Source organism: Streptomyces sp. NPDC047002, from assembly GCF_040704505.1.
Lineage (GTDB): Bacteria > Actinomycetota > Actinomycetes > Streptomycetales > Streptomycetaceae > Streptomyces.
On the sequence record NZ_JBEYWC010000006.1, the window covers coordinates 168,001 to 185,873 of the forward strand.

The 17,873-nt window shown below is 74.0% G+C and carries 15 protein-coding genes and 1 riboswitch; of the genes, 7 read left to right on the forward strand and 8 right to left on the reverse strand.

Annotated elements, in window-relative coordinates:
• Positions 1–111: 111 nt before the first annotated feature.
• The gene (locus AB0910_RS08735; RefSeq protein ID WP_366743809.1) at positions 112–1,068 is read right to left on the reverse strand and encodes a glucosyl-3-phosphoglycerate synthase; all 957 of its coding nucleotides are present in this window, start codon (positions 1,066–1,068) and stop codon (positions 112–114) included.
• Positions 1,069–1,234: 166 nt separating this feature from the next.
• Positions 1,235–1,362, forward strand: a riboswitch (SAM riboswitch).
• A gap of 17 nt (positions 1,363–1,379) precedes the next feature.
• Here AB0910_RS08735 and thrC point away from each other — a divergent pair.
• The 5 genes from thrC to AB0910_RS08760 all read left to right on the forward strand — a co-directional run bounded on the left by thrC (position 1,380) and on the right by AB0910_RS08760 (position 7,270).
• Positions 1,380–2,687, forward strand: coding sequence for a threonine synthase (gene thrC / locus AB0910_RS08740; protein ID WP_366743811.1), 1,308 nt, complete (start codon positions 1,380–1,382; stop codon positions 2,685–2,687).
• A gap of 58 nt (positions 2,688–2,745) precedes the next feature.
• Complete coding sequence (locus tag AB0910_RS08745; protein WP_366743812.1) at positions 2,746–3,024, forward strand: ubiquitin-like small modifier protein 1; 279 nt, start codon at positions 2,746–2,748, stop codon at positions 3,022–3,024.
• Between the two features lie 421 nt (positions 3,025–3,445).
• Complete coding sequence (locus tag AB0910_RS08750) at positions 3,446–3,649, forward strand: cold-shock protein (protein WP_005315736.1); 204 nt, start codon at positions 3,446–3,448, stop codon at positions 3,647–3,649.
• A 336-nt stretch (positions 3,650–3,985) separates the two neighbouring features.
• On the forward strand, positions 3,986–5,611 hold the full coding sequence (gene groL, locus AB0910_RS08755) for a chaperonin GroEL (protein ID WP_366743813.1): 1,626 nt from the start codon (positions 3,986–3,988) through the stop codon (positions 5,609–5,611).
• 729 nt (positions 5,612–6,340) lie between these two features.
• Positions 6,341–7,270 carry a lysylphosphatidylglycerol synthase domain-containing protein gene (locus tag AB0910_RS08760; protein ID WP_366743814.1) on the forward strand — a complete coding sequence of 310 codons (930 nt, stop codon included), beginning with the start codon at positions 6,341–6,343 and terminating at the stop codon, positions 7,268–7,270.
• A 56-nt stretch (positions 7,271–7,326) separates the two neighbouring features.
• On the opposite strand, the gene AB0910_RS08765 is transcribed toward AB0910_RS08760, so the two are convergent.
• From AB0910_RS08765 to AB0910_RS08775, 3 genes are all read right to left on the reverse strand, one after another.
• Positions 7,327–8,910, reverse strand: a complete 1,584-nt coding sequence (locus AB0910_RS08765; RefSeq protein ID WP_366743815.1) for a PTS transporter subunit EIIC — start codon at positions 8,908–8,910, stop codon at positions 7,327–7,329.
• Between the two features lie 91 nt (positions 8,911–9,001).
• Entirely contained in the window at positions 9,002–9,952 is a 951-nt protein-coding gene (gene murQ / locus AB0910_RS08770) for an N-acetylmuramic acid 6-phosphate etherase (protein ID WP_366743816.1), read from the reverse strand.
• Positions 9,953–10,149: 197 nt separating this feature from the next.
• The gene (locus AB0910_RS08775; protein ID WP_366743817.1) at positions 10,150–11,067 is read right to left on the reverse strand and encodes a MurR/RpiR family transcriptional regulator; all 918 of its coding nucleotides are present in this window, start codon (positions 11,065–11,067) and stop codon (positions 10,150–10,152) included.
• A 79-nt stretch (positions 11,068–11,146) separates the two neighbouring features.
• Between AB0910_RS08775 and AB0910_RS08780 the strand changes: the two genes are divergently transcribed.
• Positions 11,147–11,512, forward strand: coding sequence for a hypothetical protein (locus tag AB0910_RS08780; RefSeq protein WP_366743818.1), 366 nt, complete (start codon positions 11,147–11,149; stop codon positions 11,510–11,512).
• Positions 11,509–11,778 (forward strand): DUF4031 domain-containing protein, encoded by a 270-nt coding sequence (locus AB0910_RS08785; RefSeq protein WP_366743819.1) that lies wholly within the window; start codon positions 11,509–11,511, stop codon positions 11,776–11,778. Before AB0910_RS08780 ends, AB0910_RS08785 begins: the two co-directional genes overlap by 4 nt.
• Positions 11,779–11,840: 62 nt before the next feature.
• Here the strand turns inward: AB0910_RS08785 and AB0910_RS08790 are convergent, their stop codons facing one another.
• The 4 genes from AB0910_RS08790 to AB0910_RS08805 form a co-directional block, all read right to left on the reverse strand.
• Positions 11,841–12,995 (reverse strand): DUF4241 domain-containing protein, encoded by a 1,155-nt coding sequence (locus AB0910_RS08790; RefSeq protein WP_366743820.1) that lies wholly within the window; start codon positions 12,993–12,995, stop codon positions 11,841–11,843.
• A gap of 116 nt (positions 12,996–13,111) precedes the next feature.
• Positions 13,112–14,452: a Cmx/CmrA family chloramphenicol efflux MFS transporter gene (locus tag AB0910_RS08795; protein ID WP_366743821.1), complete on the reverse strand. Its 1,341-nt coding sequence runs from the start codon at positions 14,450–14,452 to the stop codon at positions 13,112–13,114.
• A gap of 126 nt (positions 14,453–14,578) precedes the next feature.
• Positions 14,579–15,295, reverse strand: a complete 717-nt coding sequence (locus AB0910_RS08800; protein WP_366743822.1) for a hypothetical protein — start codon at positions 15,293–15,295, stop codon at positions 14,579–14,581.
• A 140-nt stretch (positions 15,296–15,435) separates the two neighbouring features.
• A complete protein-coding gene (locus AB0910_RS08805) occupies positions 15,436–17,757 on the reverse strand; it encodes a heavy metal translocating P-type ATPase (RefSeq protein WP_366743823.1) in 2,322 nt (773 codons plus the stop codon).
• Positions 17,758–17,873 lie beyond the last annotated feature (116 nt).

The following is a 17,873-nucleotide window of genomic DNA, read 5'->3' on the forward strand; positions in this document are numbered from 1 at the left end:
GTGACGGCGCATGACGGCATGGCCACGGCGCGCGCACGGACCGTGCCGCGGCGGTCACCCGGCGCCGCGCCCGGCCGCGCCGCGTGACGGCCCGCTCGGACGTGCGCCGGGTCACGCGGCGCGGCCCGTCGTGTACTCCTCGATCTCCCGCATGGGCGGCCGCTCCTCCGTGTCGACCGCGTGCGTGCGCGGCTCGAAACCCCCCGCACCGCGCTCGAACTGCGTCAGCGCAGGCCGTACGAGATGGGCGCGCGAGAGCCGCTGCTGCGCCGTGCGGTAGATCGCCGCGGCCATCCGCCCGAGCGCCCGGTCGTCCTGGTGCCTGTGCAGCCGCACCCCCACGTCGACCTGCGCGAGCGCGTCGAGCCCGACGAGGTGCAGCGCGTCCACGAGCAGGCCGAGCTCCACCCCGTACCCCACGGGGAACGGCAGCCGTTCGAGCAGCTGCCTGCGCACCGCGTACTCGCCGCCGAGCGGCTGCACGAAGCCCGCGAGCAGCGGCCAGTGCAGGTTGAGCAGCGGGCGCGCGACCAGCTCGGTGACCCGGCCGCCCTGGGCGGCCGCGGGCCCGCCGCCTGAGCCCAGCGGCCTGTCGTACATGGCCTTCACGAACTGCACGCCCGGGTCGGTCAGCAGCGGGCCGACGATCCCGGAGACGAAGTCGGCGGAGAACTCCCGCAGGTCCGCGTCGACGAAGCACACCACGTCCCCGCTGGTGACCAGGAGCGAGCGCCACAGCACCTCGCCCTTGCCCGGCAGCGCGGGCAGCCGCGGCAGGATCGCGTCGCGGTGCACCACCCGGGCGCCGGCCGCCTCGGCCACCTCCGACGTGCGGTCGGTCGAGCCGGAGTCGACGACCACCAGCTCGTCCACGAGCGGCGCCTTCTCCATCAGCTCGCGGCGGATGACGGAGACGATCGCGCCGACCGTCGCCTCCTCGTCCAGGGCGGGCAGGACCACGCTCACCGTCGTCCCGCGTGTGGCCTTGGCCACCAGCAGCCGGTCGAGCGGACGCTCGCCGACCGACCAGGAACGCCTGGTCAGCCAGTGTTCCACCTCTTCCAGCACGATCGGTTCTCCCTCGTCGGGCCACTGCGTGATCCATCTCGCGTGCCGGACGGCCCTTAGCACCGTCCGGTCCTTCGGCTACAGTCTTGAACAACGCGAAAGAGACCTGCATGCCGGGTCGCCCTCGCGGGACAAAAGCACCGGAGCCCGGTTCCGGTCGCCATACCGCTCATCCAGAGGGGCAGAGGGAACGGCCCGTTGAAGCCCCGGCAACCCTCCCGCCGACCGCGAGGTCACGGTGGGGAAGGTGCCAATTCCGTCTTGCGGCGAGACGCGCCGCGAGGAAGATGAGGAGAAAGGACCTCGCCTCCATGGCTGTGCAGACCGTCCGCACCACCGATGCCTCCGACGAATCCGCCACCGGCACCGTCGATCTCGGACCCGCCGCCGCCCTCTCGTGCCGCGAATGCGGGGAGCGCTTCCCGCTCGGCCCGATCTTCGCCTGCGAAAGCTGTTTCGGCCCCCTCGAAGTCGCCTACGACCTGCCGGACGACGGCCCCGAGGCGCTGAAGAAGCGCATCGCGGAGGGCCCCGACAACATCTGGCGCTACGCCCCGCTGCTGCCCGTCCCCGCCGACGTCGCCGCGCACCCCAGCACCAACCCCGGCTTCACCAAGCTCGTGCGCGCCGACAACCTCGCCCGCGAGCTGGGCATCACCGGAGAGCTGCACGTCAAGGACGACTCCGGCAACCCGACGCACTCCTTCAAGGACCGTGTCGTCGCGATCGCCGTCGAGGCCGCGCGCGCCTTCGGCTTCACCACGCTGTCCTGCTCGTCCACCGGCAACCTCGCGGGCGCGGTCGGCGCCGCGGCGGCCCGCGCCGGCTTCCGCTCCTGCGTCTTCATCCCGCACGACCTGGAGCAGGGCAAGGTCGTCATGGCCGCCGTCTACGGCGGCGAACTCGTCGGCATCGAAGGCAACTACGACGACGTGAACCGCTTCTGCTCCGAGCTGATCGGCGACCCGCTCGGCGAGGGCTGGGGCTTCGTGAACGTCAACCTCCGCCCGTACTACGGGGAGGGCTCCAAGACGCTCGCGTACGAGATCTGCGAGCAGCTCGGCTGGCGGCTGCCCGACCAGATCGTCATCCCGATCGCCTCGGGCTCCCAGCTCACCAAGATCGACAAGGGGCTGCGCGAGCTGGTGAAGCTCGGGCTCGTCGAGGACAGGCCGTACAAGATCTTCGGTGCGCAGGCCGAGGGCTGCTCGCCCGTCTCCACCGCCTTCAAGGCGGGCCACGACGTGGTGCGGCCGCAGAAGCCGAACACCATCGCCAAGTCGCTGGCGATCGGCAACCCGGCCGACGGCCCCTACGTGCTGGACATCGCCCGCCGCACCGGCGGCGCCGTGGAGGACGTGAACGACGAGCAGGTCGTGGACGCGATCAAGCTGCTGGCCCGCACGGAGGGCATCTTCGCGGAGACCGCGGGCGGCGTGACCGTCGGCGTCACCAGGAAGCTGATCGAGGACGGGCGGCTCGACCCGGCCCTGACCACGGTCGTGCTCAACACCGGCGACGGCCTCAAGACGCTGGACGCGGTCGCCCCGACGACCGGCCCCACGGCGACGATCCGGCCCAGCCTCGACGCGTTCCGCGCGGCCGGGCTGGCGAGCTGACCCGCAGCGCGCGCCCCGCAACCGAGCCCCGAGACACCCGAGAGGCAGGCACCCGCCCATGAGCGTCAATGTCCGCATCCCCACCATCCTGCGCACCTACACCGGCGGCAAGGCCGAGGTCCCGGCCGAAGGCGCCACCCTCTCCGAGGTCCTGGCCTCGCTGGAGAAGGACCACCCCGGCATCGGCGGGCGCGTCCTGGACGACGAGGGCAAGCTGCGCCGCTTCGTCAACGTGTACGTGAACGACGACGACGTCCGCTTCGAGCAGGGCCTGCAGACGGCCACGCCGGACGGCGCCGGCGTGTCGATCATCCCCGCGGTCGCCGGCGGCTGCTGACCGCCCGCCCGGGTCCAACGGCCGCCCGCCCGGGTCCAACGGCCCGGCGCCGTGCGGCAGTCGTCGCGAAAGGCCCCCACCGCACCGGCGTGTGGGGGCCTTTCCGTATGGTTGAGCGCGGTACGATTCATGCGAGCACGGGTCCGCCCATCCGCGACGTGCCGGCCATACCCCACGCGCACAGGAACGCGACAACATCGGGTCAAAGTTTTGGTACTGATTGCGCAATAAGTGCGCTTTGCGCGGCCCGACTTGCCCAGGAACGCGAACGTACTTCCGGTTCGCGTCTTCAGCCATGCCCAGAATTCTCGTCGGATTGACCTGTTGCAGAGGGCAGTTGGGCAGATACATTCAGCCGCGGTCGACGCGTTCCGGCGCGAAGTGCGGTCCCTTGCAGGGGCCAGTAATAGGGGAGTTGGGCATGGCTCAGGGCACCGTCAAGTGGTTCAACGCGGAGAAGGGCTACGGCTTCATCGCGGTCGACGGTGGTGCGGATGTTTTCGTCCACTACAGCGCGATCCAGATGGACGGCTACCGCACCCTTGAAGAAGGTCAGCGAGTTGAGTTCGAGATCTCGCAGGGCCAGAAGGGTCCGCAGGCGGACATGGTCAAGCTCGCCGTCTGATCCCGGCGCGATCGGCCAGCAGCATACGCAAGCCTAACCGAGGGGCCCGCACCCGCAGACACCGGGGGTGCGGGCCCCTCGCGTGCGCCGTGCGCGGGGGCGCGCGGGCCCCCGCGCGCCTCGTGCACGGGGGCCCGTACCGCGGAGCGGCTTGCACTCGGGTGGGTCGAGTGCTAATCATTGGCGTTAGCACTCTACTGGTGAGAGTGACAACTTGGACCGGGTCAGTGAGGCCCGAGGCGCGAGTCCGGAAGGAACGGGCAGCGCACTGGCCGTCCGTCGCGGGCACGGGCGCGGTCCGGAGAAATCCACCCCAGTCCGGGAGGACCACTTCACATGGCCAAGATCATCGCGTTCGACGAGGAGGCACGGCGCGGCCTGGAGCGCGGGATGAACCAGCTCGCCGACGCCGTCAAGGTCACCCTTGGCCCCAAGGGTCGCAACGTCGTCCTTGAGAAGAAGTGGGGCGCGCCCACGATCACCAACGATGGTGTCTCCATCGCCAAGGAGATCGAGCTCGAGGACCCGTACGAGAAGATCGGCGCCGAGCTGGTCAAGGAAGTCGCCAAGAAGACGGACGACGTCGCGGGCGACGGCACGACCACCGCGACCGTTCTCGCCCAGGCCCTGGTCCGCGAGGGCCTGCGCAACGTGGCCGCGGGCGCGAACCCGATGGCCCTCAAGCGCGGCATCGAGAAGGCCGTCGAGGCCGTCTCCGGCGCCCTGCTGGAGCAGGCGAAGGACATCGAGACGAAGGAGCAGATCGCCTCCACCGCCTCCATCTCCGCCGCCGACCCGCAGATCGGCGAGCTCATCGCCGAGGCCATGGACAAGGTCGGCAAGGAAGGCGTCATCACCGTCGAGGAGTCGCAGACCTTCGGTCTCGAGCTCGAGCTCACCGAGGGCATGCGCTTCGACAAGGGCTACATCTCGGCGTACTTCGCCACCGACATGGAGCGTATGGAGGCGTCCCTCGACGACCCGTACATCCTGATCGTGAACTCCAAGGTCGGCAACGTGAAGGACCTCCTTCCGCTGCTGGAGAAGGTCATGCAGTCCGGCAAGCCGCTGCTGATCATCGCCGAGGACGTCGAGGGCGAGGCCCTGTCGACCCTGGTCGTCAACAAGATCCGCGGCACCTTCAAGTCCGTCGCCGTCAAGGCCCCGGGCTTCGGCGACCGCCGCAAGGCCATGCTCGGCGACATCGCCATCCTCACCGGTGGCACGGTCATCTCCGAGGAGGTCGGCCTCAAGCTGGAGAACGCGGGCCTCGACCTGCTGGGCCGCGCGCGCAAGGTCGTCATCACCAAGGACGAGACCACCATCGTGGACGGCGCGGGCGACAGCGACCAGGTCGCCGGCCGCGTGAACCAGATCCGCGCCGAGATCGAGAACAGCGACTCGGACTACGACCGCGAGAAGCTCCAGGAGCGCCTGGCGAAGCTGGCCGGCGGCGTGGCCGTCATCAAGGCCGGTGCCGCCACCGAGGTCGAGCTCAAGGAGCGCAAGCACCGCATCGAGGACGCGGTGCGCAACGCGAAGGCCGCCGTCGAGGAGGGCATCGTCGCCGGTGGCGGCGTGGCCCTGCTCCAGGCGTCCTCCGTCTTCGAGAAGCTGGAGCTGGACGGCGACGAGTCGACGGGCGCGCAGGCCGTCAAGCTCGCGCTTGAGGCCCCGCTGAAGCAGATCGCCGTCAACGGCGGCCTCGAAGGCGGCGTCGTGGTGGAGAAGGTGCGCAACCTCACCGTCGGCCACGGCCTCAACGCGGCCAGCGGCGAGTACGTCGACATGATCGCCGAGGGCATCATCGACCCGGCGAAGGTGACGCGCTCCGCGCTGCAGAACGCGGCCTCCATCGCGGCCCTGTTCCTCACCACCGAGGCCGTCATCGCCGACAAGCCGGAGAAGGCCGCCCCCGCGGGCGCGCCGGGCGGCATGCCGGGCGGTGACATGGACTTCTGATCCTCGCCACGAGGTTCGAAGTCCCGCACGGCTCGCACGAGGGCGGTATCCCCTACTCCCAGGGGGTGCCGCCCTCCGCGTTTCCCTCCGCGGTCTCCCGGGACCGCTGCCCGGGCGGGCGGCGCACGCCCCGGCCGAGATGTCGCCCGCGGCGAGCAGGTGGTCGGCGCCGCGCCGCAGCGCCTCCGCGACCAGCGCGCGCCCCATCACCCCCGGATAGGGGGCAAGCCCGGCGGGCTGCGGCACGCCCTGGAGCAGCGGGAGTCCTGGCAGCCCCGGTATGCCCGCGATCCGGCCCGCGGTGGTCTCGCCGAGGTGCAGGTCGTTGCAGAGCGCGAGGGCGAAGAGGAAGGCGCAGGGCGGCGGCCCAGATCGCGGCGCGGTGCAGGAGCTCCTGGTGTGCGGAGGGACAGCAGCGCATGCCCGGTGTCCTACCCACCCTTGGTGAACGTCCGGGCAGCCGCGTGGATGCCCCGGGCACCGGGTGGATGCCGGGACGTCCGCCAACCGTCCCCCAGCCGTACGGCACAGGACGGCGCGGGAGGCCGCGCCGCCGGGCACACTGGGCGCGGGCCGGCCGCGCCGCGGCGGGTGGGACCTGGTGGTGCGGGGCGGGTGAGAGCAGTGCGGTCAGCGGGCCGCGAGCGAGCGCCACACCGCACGGGGGAGGCGCGAGCGATGCGGGCGGCGTGGGTGGGGCGTGGGGGTGGGGCAGGGCGGCGGCTGCCGGTGCGCCAGGTCGTCGGGGTCGTGCCGGTCGTGGTGATCGGCTACTGGGTCTTCGCGCACCGCGCGCTGCTCGTGGCGGGAGCGGGACAGCTGCTGACCGCCGATGTCCGCTGGCTGCTCGCCGCATGCGGCGTCACCGCGCTCGGCTGGGTCGCGGTGTCGCTCGCGCGGCAGGGCACCGTGCTCGAACCGCTGCCCGCCGGGCGGCTGCTGGCCACGCAGTTCGCCGCCGGCGCCGCGAACCACCTGCTGCCCGCCGGGCTCGGCGCGGGCGCCGTCAACCTCCGCTTCCTCCAGAAGTGCGGCCTTCCGCTGGGGCGTTCGTCCGCGGCGCTCGCGCTCTACCTGCTCTGTGAGTCCGTCGGCCGCTGCGTGCTGCTGCTCGTGCTGCTCCTCGCCTTCCCCGGCGCGCTCGACCTGGGCGCGCTGCACCTGGGGCGGCTGCCGTCCGGGCTGCTGCTGCCCGCGGCGCTGGCCGCGGCGGGCGCCGTGGCCGTGTGCGCGGCGGTCCTCGCGCCGGCCCCTGCGCTGCGGCGCGCCCTGCGCGCGTACGCCGCGACGGCGTTCACCGACGTCAGGTCGCTGCACGCGCGGCCGTCGCGCGCGCTCGCCCTGTGGTGCGGCTCGCTCGGCTTCCCCGCGCTGCAGGCGGCGGGGCTCGTGACCGTGACCCTCGCGCTGCGGGTGCCCGTGCCGGTGGGGCACGTGGCGGTCGCCTATCTGGCGGCGAGCGTCGCCGCCGCCCTCGTCCCGACGCCCGGCGGCCTCGGCTCCGTCGACGCGGCACTCGCCGTGGCGCTGGTGGCCGCGGGCGCGCATGCGACCGTGGCGACCTCAGCGGTGCTCGGCTTCCGGATCATCACCGTGTGGCTGCCGCTGGTGCCCGCGGCGGTGACGCTGGGCGCGCTGGTGCGCAGGCGGGTGGTCTGAGGAGGGCAGCGCCGCGCCCTCCTCGTACCGTTGCGGGCGGCGCCCGGCGGGCCCGGTCAGCTGCTGGGGAGTGCGGCCTCGGGGGTGGCGGGGACCGGTTCACCGACGGCGCCCTGGGCGGCCGCGGGCGCCGTCTCGGGGTCGGCGTTCAGCTCGCGCAGCATCGTCTTGGTGAAGCCGAACCAGTACGTGGCAAGGAAGCCCGCCAGATAGCCGACGACAAGACCCACCGCGTACACGGACACCATCACGCCCATGCCCCTGTTGCCCGCGAGGAGCGGGAACAGGGCCCAGCCCGACGGGCCGATCGCGGTCGAGCCGACCGCGTCGCCCAGCTGGTTGAAGAGGCCGACGAAGCCGCCGCCGAACGCGCCGCCCACGCAGGCCGTCACGAACGGGCGGCCGAGCGGCAGCGAGACGCCGTAGATCAGCGGCTCGCCCACGCCGAGGAAGCCGGCGGGCAGCGCGGACCTGATGGTCCTGCGGACCGAGCCGTTGCGCGGGAGCCGCAGGTAGACCGCCATGGCCGCGCCGACCTGGCCCGCGCCGGCCATCGCCAGGATCGGCAGCAGGACCGTGTAGCCCTGCTGCTGGATCAGCGTGGTGTGGATCGGGATCAGGGCCTGGTGCAGGCCGAGCATCACCAGTGGCAGGAACAGGCCGCCCAGCACGAAGCCGGCCGCGGCGCCGCCGTTGGACAGCAGCCAGGTCGCGAAGGAGCCGATCGCGGAGGCCACCTCGCCCGCCGCGTACATCAGGCCGAAGAGGGTGACGAGCCCGGCGACCAGCACCGTGAGCGTCGGTGTCACCAGCACGTCCAGCGCCTCCGGCACCCACCTGCGGCACCACTTCTCCATGGTCACCGCGAGCAGCGCGGCGCCGAGCGCGCCGAGCACGCCGCCCTGGCCCGCGGCCAGCTTCTGGCCGAACGCGTCGACCGCGGTGACGCCGGGGAAGACCGTGATCGCCGCGACCGCGCCGCCGAGCACCGGGGTGCCGCCGAACTCCTTCGCCGTGTTGTAGCCGACGAAGACCGCGATCAGCGACATGAACCCGGAGGCGAGCGCGGCCAGCGCGGGGACGATCGACGGCAGCCAGTGCAGGTTGGTGAGCAGGCCGTTGAGACCGGAGATGATGCCGCAGCCGATGAGGGCCGGGATCAGCGGGACGAAGATGTTGGCGACCCTGCGCAGGAACAGCTTCACCGGGGTGGCGTTCTTCGCCTTGCGCGCGGCCCGCATCTCGGCGCCCTGCGCGGCCAGCTCGTCGGCGGTGCGCGCACGGGCCGGCGCGCCGCCGTCCTGCCCGGGCGCAGGGGCCTCCCGCGCGGGGCCGGAAACCCCGGCACCGGAAGCTCCGGCACCGGACGCCGTGGCGTCGCCGCCCTCGGCGACGAGCGACTCGAACGCGGGGGTCACCCGGGCGACCGCGCCGGGGCCCAGGACGATCTGGTACGTGTCGTCCTCGACCACGCCGAGTACAGCGGGCAGCGCTCTCAGGGCCTCGTCCTGGACGAGGGACCTGTCCCGCAGACCGAGTCTGAGGCGGGTCATGCAGTGGGCGACGGACGTGACGTTCGCTGCGCCGCCGACGAGCGGCAGGATCGCCTCCGCCGTCGCGCGGTTCTTGTCAGATGCCATGGTGCCTGGAGCCTTGCTGTGCGAAGGGGACCCGCGTACGGGTGGGGAACCGGGCGAAGGGGGGCCCCGTGCGGGGCCGTGCGGGACGTCGTCAGGAGAGCGACCCGGCGGCCTGGAGCGCCGCGCGCAGATGGCCGTGCGACCGCGCGAGCAGCGCGGCGGCCGTGGGGCCGTCGACGCCGCCGACGAGGGCGAGGATCGCGTTCTTCACCTCCCCGTCCGTCGCGGTGAGCGCCGCCTCGATCTCGGCGTCGGACGCGCCGGTGGCGAGGGCGACGATGCGGCGCGAGCGCGCGCGCAGCTTCTCGTTGGACGCCCGGACGTCGACCATCAGATTCCCGTAGGTCTTGCCGAGCCTGACCATGGTGATGGTCGAGATCATGTTGAGCACGAGCTTCTGCGCCGTGCCCGCCTTGAGCCGGGTCGAGCCCGTGATCAGCTCGGGCCCCACGACCACCTCGATGCCGTGGTCGGCGGCGGACGCGAGGGCGCTGTCGGCGTTGCACGAGAGGCCGACGGTGAGCGCGCCGAGCGACCTCGCGTGCTCCACCGCGCCGATCGCGTACGGCGTCCTGCCGGACGCGGAGACGCCCACGACCGCGTCGTCGGGGCCCGCGCCCAGCGCGTCGAGGTCGGCGGCCGCCAGCTCCTTGGAGTCCTCCGCGCCCTCCACGGAGGTCACCAGCGCGCCGGGGCCGCCCGCGATCAGGCCCACCACCTCGCCGGGCTCCGTGTTGAACGTCGGCGGGCACTCGCTCGCGTCGAGCACGCCGAGGCGGCCCGCGGTCCCCGCGCCCGCGTAGACGAGCCGGCCGCCGCGGGCGACGCGCTCGGCGATCGCGTCGATGGCCGCGGCGATCCGCGGCACCTGCGCGGCGACCGCGGCGGGGACCGTGGCGTCCTCGCCGTTCATCAGGCGGGCGATCTCCGCCGTGGGGAGCCGGTCGATCTCGGCGAGGTCGGGGCGGAACGCCTCGGTGGTCAGGGTGTCGAGCTGCGCCCGGAGGTCTCCGTACGGCGCGGACGCGGGTGTTGAGGTCATGTCGGCTGCGGCTCTTTCTCGGGGGGCGCGGGGGCGTGGTGTGCGGGGGCGGGGCCGGAGGCGCGGGGCGCGGCACGCACGCGGTGCTGCCGGCGCGTCGGCCGGACGCCGGGTGGCCGCGTCGGCCGGACGCCGGGCGGTCCTTCCGGGTCGTGCCGCGCGCCCCCGCCGGGGGGCGCCGTGCGGTGCGTCGCGCCTCAGCGGGCGCCGCGCGGGCTGTGCCGGTGGGCCAGCGCCTCGTACGAGGCGGACAGCGCGGGCGCCGCCGTCTCGTACGTGAGCTGGGCGACGCCTATGAAGAGGCAGTCCACCACGAGCAGCTGGCTCGTCCTGCTGGACATGGCCGCGGGGCGCAGCTCGCTCTCGCGGGCGGTGGACGTCGTCAGCACGTGGTCCGCGTACTGCGTCACCGGGCTGTCGGGTCTGCCGGTGATCGCGACCGTCGTCGCGCCCCGGTCGAAGGCGACGCGCAGCGGCTCTATCACGTCGCCCGTCGAGCCCGAGTGGGTGATCGCCACGGCCACGTCCCCCGCGCGCAACTGCACCGCGTTGGTCACCGCGAGGTGCGGGTCGGTGTGGGAGTGCGCGATCAGCCCGATGCGCAGCAGCTTCTGCGCGAGGTCCATGCCGACGAGCGAGGACGCGCCCACCCCGTAGATGTCGATCCTGCGGGCGGCGACCGCGGCGGAGACCACGGCGCCCAGCTGCGCCGTGTCGAGGGACGCGGCCGTGTCGGCGAGGGTCTGCTGCTCGTCGTAGGCGAGCTTGGCGACCACGTCCGCTATCGAGTCGTCCACCGCTATGTCCGCCGTGACGGCGGGGGATCGGCCGGACTGCTGCTGGGCGGCGAGGCCGGCGAGGGCGAGCCGCAGGTCGCGGTAGCCGGGGTAGCCGAGGAGCCGCGACGTGCGCACGACCGTCGCCTCGCTGGTGCCGGTCAGCTCGGCGAGACCGGTGACCGTCAGGGCGGCGCAGCGCGCGGGGTCGCCGGCGACGGCCTCCGCGACCAGCTGCATGGAGCGGGTCATGGACGGCGCGAGCGTGCGCACCTTGGCTGCGAGGGCCGCGGGGCCCGGCATGTCGCCGTTGAAAATTTCCTTCAGGTCATGGGTCACAATTGAAAGGTATTTTCGGGTGGTGGGGGCCGTCAACCCCTCGTCCACCGCCTGTGGACAACCGGCGGACAATGGCGGAATGGACGAGGTGAACCCGTTGGAACAGGCGCTGCACGGCGCCCGTGCGCTGATCATGGCCGATCTGGACGCCGACGACGTCGCGGGCGCCGAGACCGTCTCGCTCGTCGAGGAGGCCGTGGCGCACCGCAGGTGGTGGGTGGAGCAGTGGCCCGACGGCGCCCCCTATCTCGCGGGCCTTGTCGCCCAGGACGTGCAGGACGCCGTGCTCGAACGGTTCGGCAGGTGGCCGCTGTGCCCGGTCTGCGGCGGCCACGACCCGCACGCGCTGGACGTGGAGCCCGAGCTCGGTCCCGACCCGCACTGGGTGTGTCCGAAGCAGGCGGTCGTCGTCGCGCCCGTCGGCCGTCTCGGCGTGCGGCCGTGACCGTGTTCATCGACCCGCCGATCTGGCCGGGCCACGGGCGGATGTGGTCGCACCTGGTCAGCGACGTCTCGTTCGAGGAGCTGCACGGCTTCGCCGCGGCGCTCGGCTGCCCGCCGCGCGCCTTCGAGCGCGACCACTACGACCTGCCGTCGCACCGCTATGCCGACGCCGTGCGCGCCGGGGCCGTCGAGATCGGCTCGAAGGAACTGGTCCGCAGGATCACGGCGGCCGGCCTGCGCAGGCCCAAGGGGCGCCCGGCCGCCTGAAGGGGCGCGGGGTGCGTACCTGTTCTGGTGCGCGCGGGCCCGGGCGCGTAGGCGCGTACCGGCTACGGCCGGGGCGGCTGTGACGACCAGACCTCGCCGCCCTCGGTGCCGACCAGGACGAGCCTGCCGTCGTCGCCGAGTACCGCGCGCGCGACCTCGCGCCCGCGCGTGCCGCTGCTCCAGAGCTTGACGCCGGTGGGCGCGAACACGGCCAGGTCGCCGCTCTCCTGGAGCACCAGGCGGTTCGGCAGGCCGACGAGTTCGTCGTCGAGCAGCGTGCCGGTCCGCCACACCTCGGCGCCGTCCTCGGCCCGGTGGATCACCACGTCCCCGTCGTCCTGGTTCACGAGGAGGAAGCCGCCGGAAGCGGAGGCCAGCGACCCGAACCGCAGGGAGCTGCCCGGCAGCAGCTCCGTCAGCCGGGGCAGGCCGTCGAGCCGCTGCCGCAGGGCGCGGTGCGCGGCGAGTGCGTCGTGCGATGCCGCGGCCCGCTCCCGTACGGCCTGCTCGGCGGCCGCGGACTCCGCGGGGTCCAGCTCGGTTTCCGCGTCGTCCGAGAGGACCCCGAAGTCGGTGAGGAAGCAGGCGACGTCGCCCCGGGCGGTGCGGCCGATCCAGGTGGGGTAGTCGCCGTCGCCCCAGCCGGTGCGGAAGACGACCACGGCGTGCTCGTCCCCGCCCACGGACAGGGTGACCGGGGCGCATCCGGCGTCCGGGCCCCCTGCGGCGCGCGGCCCGCCTGCGACGGCCACCGCCACCCGGCCGATGAAGTCCTCCTCCGCGCCCGCGGCCCTGAAGGCGTCGGCGTCGGCGAAGCACCCGGTGCCGCCGTCGACGGGGTAGCCGGTGAGCGCGTCCTCGTCGAGCTCCTCCGGGTCCTCGCCGGGCAGCAGGGCAGGCTCCCAGGCGGCGACGGGCTCGTCCCGTATCGCGAGCCTGGCCGCGGCGACACGGGTGTCGCGGTGCTTGCCGTCCGCGCCGAGCAGCTGCGCGGTGACGAGGACCACCGGATAGGTGCCGGGCCCGACCTCCTGGGCGAAGGCGAGCCCTGTGGGGTCCTCGGTGCCGCAGCTGAGCGGTTCCGCCGCGACCACGCGGCCGGAGGGCAGCGACAGCGGCACGCCGGGCAGCTCCCGCACCACGAACCTGTGGTCGGCGCCGGGAAACCGGTGGCTGCTGCCGGGCGCGAGGAGCCGCGCGAAGTCGGGGGCGGGCATGGGCTCTCCTGCGGATGCGTGGGCCGGTTCGGTTGCGGTCGCCGCGAACGTACCGCGCGCGCGTACGGGCCCGCGCGGGGGTGCGCCGATGGCGCGGGGCCGGGGCCGGCGCGCCCTCAGCGGTGGGACGGCCGCTCCGGCGCGTCCGGATTCGTGGAGTGCTCGCGGGGCGCGGGGCCGCCGCCGTACGCCTCGGCTGCCGCGGTCCGCTCGTACTCCTCGGGGTGCCGGGGGCGGCTGTGCGGCGCGGGCGGTGCGGGCCGCTCACGCGGCGCGGGTACGGACGCGGCGACGAGGCGCCCGTGCGGCTCGCCGCCGCGGTGCAGCCGCGTCGCCACTGCGCACAGGCCGATCGCGACGACGGCCATCGCCGCCCCGGCCCACGCGGTCGAGGCGAAGCCGAGCCCGGCGTCGATGACCCGGCCGCCGAGCCAGGGGCCCGCCGTGTTGCCCGCGTTGAAGGCGGCCGTCGCGGTGGCTCCGGCGAGCGTGGGCGCGGCGGCGGCGACGTTGAACATCCGGGCGTTGAGCGCGGGAGCCGTGTAGAAGGCGGAGAAGCCGAGCAGGAACGTCAGCACGACCGCGGCCACCGCGTGGGACGCCGCCAGCGCCAGTCCCGCGAGCAGCACCGTCGACGCGGTGACGCCGCTGAGCTGCACGCCGAAGAGGTGCGCGTCCGCGTACCTGCCGCCGACGACGGTGCCGAGGAACGCGCCGAGGCCGAACAGCGCGAGCACCGTGGGCACCCAGCCGTCAGAGAGCCCGGACACGTCGGTCAGCAGCGGCGCCATGTAGGAGAACGCGCAGAAGACCGCGCCGCCTGCCAGCGCGGTGATCGCCACGGCGAGCCACACCTCGCGGTCGCGGTAGACGGTCAGCTCGCGGCGCAGCTCGGGCCGCCGCTCGGGCAGGGGGATGCGGGGGATCAGCGTGACGACGCCGACGAGCGCGATCACGGACGCGACCGCGACCGCCCAGAACGCGGAGCGCCAGCCGAGGTGTTCGCCGAGGAAGGCGCCGGCGGGCACGCCGAGCACGTTCGCGATGGACAGCCCGCCGATCATCACGGACATCGCGCGGGCCCTGGCGGTGCGCGGGACCATCGCCACGGCGACGCTCGCGCCCACCGCCCAGAACCCGGCACAGGCGAAGGCGCTGACGACGCGTGAGGCGAAGAGGACGCCGTACGAGGGCGCGAGGGCGCCCGCGATCTGGCCGAGGCCGAAGACCGAGATCAGCGCGATGAGGGTGGTGCGGCGCGGCAGGCGCAGGGTCGCCACAGCGAGCAGCGGGGCGCCGACGACCATGCCGATCGCGAAGGCGGAGACCAGCAGCCCCGCGGTGGGGATGGAGACGTCCATGTCGCGGGCGATCGGGGGCAGCAGCCCGGACAGCATGAACTCGCTGGTGCCGAGGGCGAAGACGGAGAGTCCCAGGATGTGGACGGCGAGCGGCATGCGGTCGCGTCGAACCGTTGGCTGAGGCATGACCGCGTCAACGGCGGCCGCGCTTCGGGGCATTCCCGGCGGACCCGGCGGCCCGCCGCCGCTGCCCGGTCGCCCGGCGCCGTCAGCTGTCAGCCGTCAGCCGGCGGCGAGGAGGCGCAGCTCGGCGGCGAGGTTGCGGCGGGCCGGCTCCTCCCAGGCGTCCTCGCCGTGCGGGGTGTGGAACAGCCGGGGCAGGTCGAGGAGTTGCCGCAGCACGTCGGAACGCCCGGTGCGGAAGAGGTCGTCGGGCAGGAAGCCGTACTCCTCGCGGACCTCGGCCGCGTAGGCCGCGTACGCGGCGGGCGGCGAGGCGAGGATCGCGAGGTCGGCGTCGCACAGGACGGCGCCGTCGCGGTCGCCCGGCCGGGGCGCGTGGGTGGTGGTGAGGCGCACGAGGCGCGCGACCTCGGCGGTGGCGGCCGCGCCGACGCCCGCCTCGGGCAGGGCGCGCTCGGCGAGGCGCGCCGAGCGCTCCTCGTTCTCGCTGCGGTCGGGCCGGTAGACGGCGTCGTGGAACCAGGCGGCGAGCCGTACGAGCGCCGGGTCGGCGGCGTGCCGCTCCAGTGTGTCGACATGGTCGAGCACGGCGGCCAGGTGCCGGGTGGTGTGGTAGCGCCGCCGCGGCTCCGTCCAGCGGGCGAGCAGCGCGTCCGCGTACGGGTACGGGTCGGTGTCCGCCGCGCCCGCGGCCCCCAGGGCGTCGGCGAAGCGCTCGCGCAGCCCGCGGTGCCCGGGCGCCGCACCGGCCCCCGCGCCGGTCGGGGTCGCGTCGTCCCCCGCCCGGGGGACGGAGTTCTCCACAGGCTCGTGCATGCGTACGACGATACGTCCGGCGCTGTGGACAATGCGCGGCACCGCGGTGGCGATCCGGCCTACGGTTCCGGCATGTCGAAACACCCCACGCACCGCACCCCCGCCGTCCGGACGCTCCGCGTCCCCCGCGGCGGGATGTGTCACATGCCCTTGAAGCCGCGCAGGCGCAGCGAGTTGCCGACGACGAAGACGGACGAGAAGGCCATCGCCGCGCCCGCGATCATCGGGTTGAGCAGTCCTGCGGCGGCGAGCGGCAGCGCGGCGACGTTGTATCCGAAGGCCCAGACGAGGTTGCCCCTGATGGTCCCGAGCGTGCGGCGCGCGAGACGGATCGCGTCGGCCGCGGCGCGCAGATCGCCGCGGACGAGGGTCAGGTCGCCCGCCTCGATCGCCGCGTCCGTGCCCGTGCCCATCGCGAGCCCCAGGTCCGCCTGGGCGAGCGCCGCCGCGTCGTTGACCCCGTCCCCGACCATCGCGACGGACCTGCCCTCCGCCTGGAGCCGCTTGACGACGTCGAGCTTGTCCTCGGGCAGCACCTCGGCGATCACCTCGGCCACGCCGACCTCGGCGGCGACGCTCTCCGCGACCGCCCTGTTGTCGCCCGTCAGCAGGACCGGCCGCAGCCCCAGCGCCCGCAGCCGCCGCACGGCCTCGGCGCTGGTGTCCTTGACGGTGTCCGCGACATCGAGCACGGCACGGGCCTCGCCGTCCCACGCCACCGCGACGGTCGTGCGCCCCGCGGCCTCCGCCCGCTGCCTTGCCGCCTCCAGGCCGGCGGGAAGGCGGATCTCCCACCGGTCGAGCAGCGCGGGCCGCCCGGCCAGGACGGCATGGCCCTCCACGACGCCCTGGACGCCGAGGCCCGGCACCCCGGCGAAGTCCTCGGGCGCCGGCGGCTCACCCACGCGCTGCGCCGCGCCCTCGGCGACGGCCCGGGCCACGGGGTGCTCGGAGGCGTGCTCCACCGCGCCCGCGAGCCGCAGGACGTCCTCCTCGGCCACGCCCGGCGCCAGGTGGATGTCATGGAGCCGCATCCGGCCCGTGGTGACGGTGCCTGTCTTGTCGAGCACGATCGTGTCCACCCTGCGGGTCGACTCCAGCACCTCGGGACCCTTGATCAGGATGCCGAGCTGGGCGCCGCGGCCGGTGCCCACGAGCAGCGCGGTCGGGGTGGCGAGGCCCAGGGCGCACGGGCAGGCGATGATCAGCACGGCCACGGCGGCGGTGAAGGCGGCCGTCAGTCCGCCGCCGAGGGCCAGCCAGACGCCGAGCGTGCCGAGCGCGAGCGCGATGACGACGGGCACGAACACGGCGGACACGCGGTCCGCCAGCCGCTGCGCCGCCGCCTTGCCGTTCTGCGCCTCCTCGACCATGCGGGCCATGCGCGCCAGCTGGGTGTCCGCGCCGATCCTGGTGGCCTCCACGACGAGCCGGCCGCCCGCGTTGAGCGTGGCGCCGGTGACGGCGTCGCCCGCCGCGACCTCGACGGGCGCGGACTCGCCGGTGAGCATCGACACGTCCACGGCGGACGAGCCCTCGACGACCGTGCCGTCGGTGGCGATCTTCTCGCCGGGCCGGACGAGGAACCGGTCGCCCACCCGCAGCTCGGCGGTGGGCACGGTGGTCTCGCGCCCGTCGCGCAGCAGGGTGACCTGCTTGGCGCCCAGGTCGAGCAGGGCGCGCAGGGCGGTGCCCGCGGTGCGCTTGGCCCGCGCCTCGAACCACCGCCCGGCGAGGATGAAGGCGGTGACGCCGGCCGCGGCCTCCAGATAGATGTTGCCCGCGCCGTCGGAGCGGGTGATCGCCGGCTCGAAGGGGTGGCGCATGCCGGGCATCCCGGCGGTGCCGAAGAACAGCGCCCACAGCGACCAGAGGAAGGCGGCGAGCGTTCCGACCGAGATCAGGGTGTCCATGGTGGCGGCGCCGTGCCGCAGGTTCTTCCACGCGGCGCGGTGGAAGGGCCAGCCCGCGTAGACGACGACGGGAGCGGCGAGTGCCAGGGAGAGCCACTGCCAGTTGTCGAACTGGAGAGGAGGGATCATCGCCATCGCGATCACCGGGACGGCGAGCACCACGGCGGTCGTCAGCCGCTGCCGCAGGGAGCGCTGCTCGGGGTCCTCGGCGGGGGCGCCGTCCGCGGCGGCGCTCTCCCCGGTGTCGGCGCCGCCCGCGCCGGCCGCGGGCGGCGCGGGGGCCGGGGGCTCCGGCTCGCGCGCCGTGTAGCCGGTGGCCTCGACGGTGGCGACCAGGTCGCCGACGGACAGCTCGCCGCCGTAGCTGACCTTGGCCTTCTCGGTGGCGTAGTTGACCGTGGCGGAGACGCCCGGCATGCGGTTGAGCTTCTTCTCGACGCGGGCCGCGCAGGAGGCGCAGGTCATGCCGCCGATCATGAGCTCGACCTCGGCGGGAACGAGGCCGGCTTCCGCTCCGGCGTCGGCTTCCGTGGTCCTGGTGAGGCTCATGAGGTGGCTCCTCGACGTCGACGACTCGCGCATCCTACCCCCAGGGGGTATGGCTACTCCTTCCGGTATACCCCTCCAGGGTATGAAGGGCAAGGGGTGGCGGAGGCGGGTGGGGC

Bases quoted from the DNA above. Each gene is read 5' to 3' on its own strand.
- thrC (WP_366743811.1), top strand. From the start codon at position 1,380: ATGGCTGTGCAGACCGTCCGCACCACCGATGCCTCCGACGAATCCGCC.
- AB0910_RS08745 (WP_366743812.1), top strand. From the start codon at position 2,746: ATGAGCGTCAATGTCCGCATCCCCACCATCCTGCGCACCTACACCGGC.
- AB0910_RS08750 (WP_005315736.1), top strand. From the start codon at position 3,446: ATGGCTCAGGGCACCGTCAAGTGGTTCAACGCGGAGAAGGGCTACGGC.
- groL (WP_366743813.1), top strand. From the start codon at position 3,986: ATGGCCAAGATCATCGCGTTCGACGAGGAGGCACGGCGCGGCCTGGAG.
- AB0910_RS08765 (WP_366743815.1), bottom strand. From the start codon at position 8,910: ATGGCATCTGACAAGAACCGCGCGACGGCGGAGGCGATCCTGCCGCTC.
- murQ (WP_366743816.1), bottom strand. From the start codon at position 9,952: ATGACCTCAACACCCGCGTCCGCGCCGTACGGAGACCTCCGGGCGCAG.
- AB0910_RS08780 (WP_366743818.1), top strand. From the start codon at position 11,147: ATGGACGAGGTGAACCCGTTGGAACAGGCGCTGCACGGCGCCCGTGCG.
- AB0910_RS08790 (WP_366743820.1), bottom strand. From the start codon at position 12,995: ATGCCCGCCCCCGACTTCGCGCGGCTCCTCGCGCCCGGCAGCAGCCAC.
- AB0910_RS08795 (WP_366743821.1), bottom strand. From the start codon at position 14,452: ATGCCGCTCGCCGTCCACATCCTGGGACTCTCCGTCTTCGCCCTCGGC.
- AB0910_RS08800 (WP_366743822.1), bottom strand. From the start codon at position 15,295: ATGCACGAGCCTGTGGAGAACTCCGTCCCCCGGGCGGGGGACGACGCG.
- AB0910_RS08805 (WP_366743823.1), bottom strand. From the start codon at position 17,757: ATGAGCCTCACCAGGACCACGGAAGCCGACGCCGGAGCGGAAGCCGGC.